Source organism: Iodobacter arcticus, from assembly GCF_042664895.1.
GTDB classification, from domain to species: domain Bacteria; phylum Pseudomonadota; class Gammaproteobacteria; order Burkholderiales; family Chitinibacteraceae; genus Iodobacter; species Iodobacter arcticus.
In genome coordinates this window covers 23,953-31,853 of sequence record NZ_JBHTBQ010000025.1, presented here as the reverse complement: position 1 = coordinate 31,853, position 7,901 = coordinate 23,953, and the positions used below count along the sequence as shown (strand labels likewise).

At 49.1% G+C, this 7,901-nt stretch carries 6 protein-coding genes; 1 reads left to right on the top strand and 5 read right to left on the bottom strand.

Features of this window, described 5'->3' with window-relative positions:
- Positions 1 to 289 precede the first annotated feature (289 nt).
- Entirely contained in the window at positions 290 to 1,711 is a 1,422-nt protein-coding gene (locus ACFQNF_RS12455) for an MFS transporter (RefSeq protein ID WP_380188274.1), read from the top strand.
- A gap of 386 nt (positions 1,712 to 2,097) precedes the next feature.
- Here ACFQNF_RS12455 and ACFQNF_RS12450 read toward each other — a convergent pair whose 3' ends face one another.
- The 5 genes from ACFQNF_RS12450 to ACFQNF_RS12430 all read right to left on the bottom strand — a co-directional run bounded on the left by ACFQNF_RS12450 (position 2,098) and on the right by ACFQNF_RS12430 (position 7,475).
- Positions 2,098 to 3,591 carry a multicopper oxidase family protein gene (locus ACFQNF_RS12450; protein WP_380188273.1) on the bottom strand — a complete coding sequence of 498 codons (1,494 nt, stop codon included), beginning with the start codon at positions 3,589 to 3,591 and terminating at the stop codon, positions 2,098 to 2,100.
- Between the two features lie 12 nt (positions 3,592 to 3,603).
- Positions 3,604 to 4,026: a DUF411 domain-containing protein gene (locus ACFQNF_RS12445; RefSeq protein WP_380188272.1), complete on the bottom strand. Its 423-nt coding sequence runs from the start codon at positions 4,024 to 4,026 to the stop codon at positions 3,604 to 3,606.
- Between the two features lie 87 nt (positions 4,027 to 4,113).
- Complete coding sequence (locus ACFQNF_RS12440) at positions 4,114 to 4,428, bottom strand: hypothetical protein (protein WP_380188271.1); 315 nt, start codon at positions 4,426 to 4,428, stop codon at positions 4,114 to 4,116.
- A 284-nt stretch (positions 4,429 to 4,712) separates the two neighbouring features.
- Positions 4,713 to 5,315 (bottom strand): hypothetical protein, encoded by a 603-nt coding sequence (locus ACFQNF_RS12435; RefSeq protein ID WP_380188270.1) that lies wholly within the window; start codon positions 5,313 to 5,315, stop codon positions 4,713 to 4,715.
- Positions 5,316 to 5,666: 351 nt separating this feature from the next.
- Positions 5,667 to 7,475 (bottom strand): pre-peptidase C-terminal domain-containing protein, encoded by a 1,809-nt coding sequence (locus ACFQNF_RS12430; RefSeq protein WP_380188269.1) that lies wholly within the window; start codon positions 7,473 to 7,475, stop codon positions 5,667 to 5,669.
- Positions 7,476 to 7,901 lie beyond the last annotated feature (426 nt).

The following is a 7,901-nucleotide window of genomic DNA, read 5'->3' as shown; positions in this document are numbered from 1 at the left end:
CTCGATTGTCCGCAGCGAAGGGGCCTTCGTGTTTCGTGGGGTGGCCTTCTTTGGCTTCGTTTCTTGGCCACACAAGAAAGGAAGGTCCAGCGGGACGCCCGCACCTAAATCAACGTGCCGAAGGCACTAAAAAGATCTTTTTGAATTTGTTTAGCGCACATGAAATGAAAACCGCCACATTTGGCAAGAGCCCCAAACAACGGCGGGTAGCCCCCGCCCTACAGAATTCGTTGCTTGAGCACATACCTCAGCCAGCGCACATGAAATAATCCGCACAAGGACGCATATTTTGAAACCAGCCCCATCCACCATCACACCACACAGTACACCCTCAACGCGCTGGATACTCGCCAGCCTATCGCTGGCTATTTTGCTATCGTCGCTGGGCACCAGCATTGCCAACGTAGGCTTGCCAACTTTGGCTCTGGCATTTAATGCATCTTTTCAACAGGTGCAATGGGTGGTGATTGCTTACTTACTGGCGATTACCACCTTGATTGTAAGCGTCGGCAGACTGGGTGATCTAGCGGGCCGCAGGCGGCTGCTGCTGGCGGGGATTGTGCTATTTACACTCGCCTCTATCCTATGCGGCATCGCACCCACGCTGAATTGGCTGATTGCCGCGCGCGCCGTTCAGGGCTTGGGGGCGGCCATCATGATGACCCTGGCGATGGCTTTTGTGGGCGAGACGATTCCGAAGGAAAAAACCGGCAGCGCTATGGGGCTGCTGGGTAGCATGTCGGCCGTGGGCACAGCGCTGGGGCCTTCGCTAGGCGGCGTGTTGATTGCGGGGCTGGGCTGGCAAGCGATTTTTTTGATTAATATTCCGCTCGGCATTTTGGCTTTTGTGCTGGCGCAGCGTCATTTGCCACTTGATCGGCCTATTGCCCAGCGCCCGCGCTTTGATCACCTTGGCACGCTTTTACTCGCCTTCACACTTGCGGCTTATGCGCTGGCCATGACCATGGGGCGAGGCCATTTTGGGCTACTGAATGTGGTCTTATTATTGGCTGCGACTTGCGGAATCGGCCTGTTTGTACGCGTCGAAAAAAGCGCCGCCTCTCCTCTGATCCGCTTGGATTTATTACAAGACTCCGCCGCAGGGCTTGCCATGAGTGCGCTGGTTGCCACCGTAATCATGGCAACGCTAGTGGTGGGGCCATTTTATCTATCCCGCGCATTCGGGCTAAGCACGGCGCATATCGGGCTGGCGCTCTCCATCGGCCCCATCGCCGCCGCACTGACAGGGACTCCTGCCGGCAAAATCACCGATCATTGGGGCGCATCAGCTTCCACCTTGATCGGGCTGGCGGGCATGGCGAGTGGCTCACTTCTGCTGACACTGATGTCAATTTCATTTGGGCTAGCTGGCTATATCGCCCCCATCGTGCTCATCACCAGCAGCTACGCCCTGTTCCAAACCGCGAACAACACCGCCGTAATGGGTGAGATTAGCAAGGATCAACGTGGCCTTGTTTCTGGCCTGCTCAATCTATCCCGTAACCTTGGCCTAATCACCGGTGCATCCCTGATGGGCGCAATTTTTGCGCTGGCAGCAGGCACAAACACCTTTAACACCGCCAGCCCTACAGCGGTAACTCACGGCCTAAAAATCACCTTTGCTCTTGCTACAGGGCTGATTTTGCTGGCGCTTGTTATTGCGATTAAGGCTTATCGTATACAGCAACCGCTGTTAAGCCAAAAACCGTAAGGCGCAATAAGTCTGAGGCTTTATTCAGACGCATTGCGCCGTGTATTCACCGCCCAGATGCATAAGTATCTACACAATGCCTGTAGAAGAAAAGGTCATCGTAGGGTGGGTTAGGCCGCTCTTGATGCTAATGAGGGCGCTGAAATATTTCGGCCGTAACCCACCATGACACTGCGCTGCGGTGGGTTACGGCCAAGATACGGCAGCGCCCATATTTAATACATTTTCTGGCCGTAACCCACCCTACGGATACGTTCCTTGTTCATTTCAACTTGTGTAGATACTTTTGCCCCATATGGCGCAATGCAGCCAAGCAAAAACCGCTTGGCTTTATATAGTCCCCTACGCACTGATTTTTCTTAAGTTGGCAGACTGGGGCCTCCCCCTTACTTCACCAACACCTGCCCCATCATTCCCTGACCTTCATGCTCCAGAATATGGCAATGAAACATGCGCAGGCCTGGGTGTTTCTGGGTAATTAAAATACGGGCACTTTGGTAGGGTTTTAGGTTGAAAGTGTCTTTATAGGCACGCCACGGGGCAGGCGTGGTTTTGCCTTTGAGCGTGGTGTCCAACACCTCAAACTGCGTGCCGTGAATATGAAAAGGATGATCCATATGCGAATCATTCACGATTTCCCATAGCTCGGTGTCGCCAAGGCGGCTATTCAAATCGACCCGCTGCATATCATAGCTTTTGCCGTTCACTAAAAATTGCATGCTGTGCTGGCCGCCTTCCATGCTCATGGTCTCGCTAAATACCACACGTTTTTTGGCCACGGGCTTGAGTTTGGGCGGCAAGGTGCGTAAGCGCTCTGGCAGTTTGGCAACGCTATCTTTAGTGAATTGAATACTTGCCAGCTTGATATCGTGCTCAGGCGCTACCTTGCCCATTTTGCTTCTATCGTAAGCCTGCGCCATCAGGCTGACGGCCCCTACTGGCCCCGCGACTATCCATTCGGCTCGCTCGCCGGGTGAGAGTAGTAGCTCGTCTACTTCTTGTGCCCGCTCTAAAAGCCCGCCGTCACTGCCAACAAGGATGATTTTTCTGCCAGGAATAGCAAGCCGTAAATAGCGGGCGCTGCAGGCGTTCCAGATGCGCCAGCGCTGCGGATCCCCAACCGTGATCACGGGTTCGCGCTGGCCGTTGACCAAGACAAACTGCCCTTCGCGGCCATTCATCCAGTCGTTCATATTGTTGTCTGGAATACTGGCGTCGCTAGCCAGCCGCAAATCAGAAATCACCAGATGCTGCTCAGGCAGATGCCCCAGCACATCGTTTTTAGCCCGCACAATAAACAGGCCCGCTAAGCCGCGATACACCTGCTCGGGCGTATCACCATGCGGATGCGGGTGATACCAGTACGTGCCTGCCGATCCTAGCGGCAGGGTAAAGCGATAAAGCCGCTCGCCCCCCGCTGGCACAGCATCTTGCGGGTTGCCATCTTGATCGCTGGGCACAGGCATGCCGTGCCAGTGCACGGTGGATGCTTGCGCCAGCTTATTCACAAAGCGAATTTCTACCGTATCGCCTTCAAAAGCCTCGATCAGCGGGCCGGGAATGCTGCGGTTATACGCCCAGACTACGGTTTTTTTACCCGGTATCAGCTCTGCTTCAAATGGCTCGGCGGTGATGGTTGCGGCAACTACGGCAGGTTTGGGGCTGAGATTAGGCAGGCGAAACAAGATAGCGTGCGGGTTGCCCGCAGGCAGGGCATCAATCGGCAGCAAGCTGATATTTGCCGGGGCCATTTTAAGTGGCATGGCAGGCGTGGCAGCTGAAGCATGCCCGCCATGATTCATCGCCGCCCAAAGTGGATTTGAGGCCAAAGCCAAGCCCGCCGAGCCTAATGCTGTATGTAAGAAGTGTCTGCGATTCATGATGCTTAGCCCTTATTCAACGGAAAACAACATAGGTTCTGCGGCATTGCCTAGCTGATAAATTTTTAAAGTACCTTTGATTTCCGGCCCCATTCCTGGGGAGTTTTGCGGCATACCCGGCGCACTAATCCCCGCAATGGCGGGCTTTTCACGCAGCAATTTTTGAATCGCCGCCACCGGCACATGGCCCTCTACCGTGTAATTACCAATACGGGTGGTATGGCAGCTAGCCAGATTGGACGAGCCATACTGCGCTTTAATCGCCGACATATCGTTGCTATTAATGGCTTTGACTTTAAAACCATTTTTTTCCAAATATTTCACATACTCTTCGCAGCAGCCGCAAGTCGGGCTTTTATACAAAGTGGCATTAATCGCAGCCAGCGCAGGCTGGGCCAATAGCGTTAAAGCAAAGATAGATAATAGTTTTTTCATAACAAGATCACCCCATCAGCCAGCAGCAATACAGCCGCTGGCTAAAGCAAGATTATTCAAAAAGCAAAGATACAATTTGGGCCTGAATCAGGCCAATTGTGGTGGCTTATCGGGCGAATCAAGGGAGGGATTAGGCAATAACTGCAGCGCCACGCGATTAAACACGGGCGGTATGGCAAGGGGCAGAGAAAAGCCGATGACAACAGGAAACCCGGGGTAATGGCTCAGGCAAGATTGCAGGCAATCGGCCATTAACAGTGTTTTATCAGTATGACATTTGTCGGCAGCAGGCATTTGCATCGTGTGGCAAACCTTGCTGGGCAGAGGCGCAACCCAGCCCGCCATGGCCGTATTGATGACCAAGACTGACAGCAACAAAAAGAAAAGCCACGCTTTTTTCATGGGGTTGATTGTATCACTGCAAGATTGTATAACCAGTTTAAAAAGTAACACTGGGCATACAATTAAAAACAAAAACCAGTTGGGCTGATACCACTCACTTTAGCCAATAAACCTTGCTTCCCACTTTGTAAAAGGGGGATTGAGCTTTGTCATCAGAAAATGATCGCGACGTAAAAAAACCGAGAATGGGTTTCTCGGTTTTTTTACGCAAGAAAAAAGGGCGCGGGACGATAATCCAGTTGACATCCTTAATGGAGAAAATGCCCAATCAATATGAATACACTTCAGCGAATTTCAGCACTTTCCACTCGAAACAACTCACAAGCACCCGCGCCAGTATCATCACGCGTCAGCGAAGACTGCCAGCGCCAGCCATCGGGCGCACTCACTTCAACCAGCTTACCGCGCAAACGAATGACTTGGCCTGGCCCGACCTCTTTTAATATTTTTTCGATCTGAGCATTCGCCGGAATCATATGCATATTGGCGCTATGACTTGCGATCTCCTCAGGCGGGCGTGGTGGCTGATTTTCCCAACGATAAAAGTAAAAACGATTGCCCTGAGAAATACTTAAATCAGACAAAACTTCAGAATCGGACATCGATCCCCACCCCAAAGCCAAATCGACTGGGGACAAATCAGCTTCGCGACCACTGGAGTACATTTCTTTAGCCAATACACGTGCTTCAATATCAAAATCCGCCAAGGCTTTGATCGTGTAATTATCTTTTTGCCAGACCTCACCTTGATCAAGCATGCTTTGCACGGGATCACGCTGCACCAAAACGCCATTGGCGTGACGAATCGGTTTCTGTGCGCGTTGTTGGCATTGATACCAACCTCCCAATACAATCACAACAACGAAAAACCAGCGCCAAGAAAACATGAGTGTCCTATTTGAAATAGAGCCCTCATCATACCAAAGTCATAGACCTCTTTCGCTATTCGCCTCTAAATTGCATGTTAAATAACGAGAGCCCAATCCCCCTTATCCTAATCCTATCAACTTAAGGAGAATTCGTAGCTTGGGTTAGCAAGCTTTATCGCGTAACCCAACATTCTTTTGCGCCTAAATGTTGGGTTACGCTGGTTTATCCGCCAAAAATAGGCGAATAAATCAGCTAACCCAAGCTACAAAAGCTCTTGTCGTTTCAACCTCCTCTTTTATCCGTGAAACTACGCGTTCTCTTTAGCCTCCGTATTTCAAGGTTTGGCTTGCGTAACATCGCGCATTACATCACTTACTAAAACTGGCACTCACGCTTAAAGCCGAATACGCGGCATAGCCATAGATGCTTAAGTAATATTTACCGGCAGCAGGCTGATTAACGCTGCATGTTTCATTACTGGTGCTGCCATCCGATTTGCAAATATTGCTTGTGCTTGTGGCGCGCGCGCCTAGCTGGGCGTAAAGATCTGCATCGCCATTGCCCCCCGCAATACTAAACTGCAGCTTAGCCATGCCTGCCGGCACATCGATCACATAATGCTTCCAGCCCCCTGTTGTACCAAGCTGACCTGTCAGTGGCACGCCGCTCTTTAATACCGGATCGGTATCCACCACCTTACCCAGCAAAGCGCCTTTAATTGCGTAATAACCTAAGGACGAATAATTTGAGAAGCCATGCTGCGGCGTGCCCTCTGCTCCTCCTTTAATCACCAAGCGATAATGACCCGCCGCCAAGGTTTGATTATTAAATTCCGCCGAACGATTCACCGACAAATTACTGCGGGCAACAATTTTATTTGCACTGTCATAAACCAATGCTTCTATATCCAACATGCGCAGATATTCAATCGGATCAATGCTTGCATTCAAAGTACCGACCGAATTTAAGCTAAACATAAAACTATCACTATCTGTATTACGCTCAATCTGACCAAAATTGCGTTGCGGGTTAATATCGCCATTTGCTTCAATAAGCAGTGCCTTGCCATTCTGATTATCATCCACAGCATAAGGCACCGACTCTTCCGCATTCATAATATTTAAATCATCTTCAAAATTACTTGCGGTGTTGTATTCACCTTTGCTCCAGGTAAATAATTGATTCGCCCAACTGCCCCCCATCCAGTAATTGCCCATAATCGGCCCCCACTGAAAAGCAGGAATCCCTTCAAAATACTCACCCCCACTACCGCCATGATCGTGCAACATGCCCATTTGATGGCCCACTTCATGCGCAGCCGTCATACCAATGCCATAGCCGTAATCAAAGCCAGCCGATGAATTGCGATACAAAGTGCCCGCTGCCGTAGTACCAAAAGAATGCAGCGGCGCATTGGAGCGGCCATCTTGATTTACATAGTTAAGCACACCCGTGCGGAGCAAATTATTCGCTTTGGCCGCGTTATAAACAGCCAGATTGGTCGTAACATTCATATTCAGCATTGAATACTGATCGGCAACAGATTGCCATGTACGATACATTTGTTCTTTTGTTACACCATTTAAAGGCGTTGATCCACTCATTACGGCGGCTGTATTTAAATAAAACACATAAGGGCTGCCTGGTTTACTTTCCAGCTTTGTGACATCTTCATTCTGATAAGGGCCAATATGCGGAGCCTGGCGTAACGCCATTGGGCTATATTTAGGATGCGAAACAGCAATGTTGGCAAACGCCTGGGTTTGCATAGGAAAACGTTCATCCAGATCAGGATAAATTTTGCTAATTGGTACTTCTTTTACAGATACAATGCCCTTGCTATTGGTGGTGTATTCAAATGCTTTTTTACTATCGTGCAAAACTAAATAACCATATAGTTTTTGCTTGCTACCCTTTAATACAAACACAGAATTTTTAGAATCAATCGCCGTACCCGTCACCGACAATACGCCATTTTTATAAAAATAATCCCTGATATTGGCCCCTAAATTTACCCCGCCTAAGGAGCGAACCAGCGCAGACTGAGGGTTACTATTCTGTGCAATAAAATGATTAATCACCGCTTCTGTACTACCCATTTCAACGCTGGCGCCCTCTTGGGCATGGGTTCCAAAACTGGCAAAAGTAATCGCGATCAGTGCAGCAAGTTTGCTCATTTTTATTCCTTTCAGAGGAGTAGGATTAATACTTTAGTTCTGCTATTTATTCACTTATGGTTAAGTAGCCCACTGTAAATTATTAGCAATTAACCCTAGCAGATCACTCCCTCTTAGCAAGAAATCCATTAATACTTTACATAAAAAATAATTCAAACTTTACAACAATTATTTTCATACAAATCAACAACTTGCACCTAAAACAAATGAATCAAGTGATTTACTATCTGAGTTTTTAGCTATTTATCTAAAAAACCAAATCCACATTTGGCATCCAACATTTGTTAATTATCTATTTAAGGCTTTTTATGCTAGTAAAATGGATTGTTTGCCACACACCTTATGCTGTACAGGCGCAAATTTTACAGTGGCAGCGTTCATCTGGCACTTATTCCAGAGAAGGCCGTGTGGAGTAAGTGCAACAAA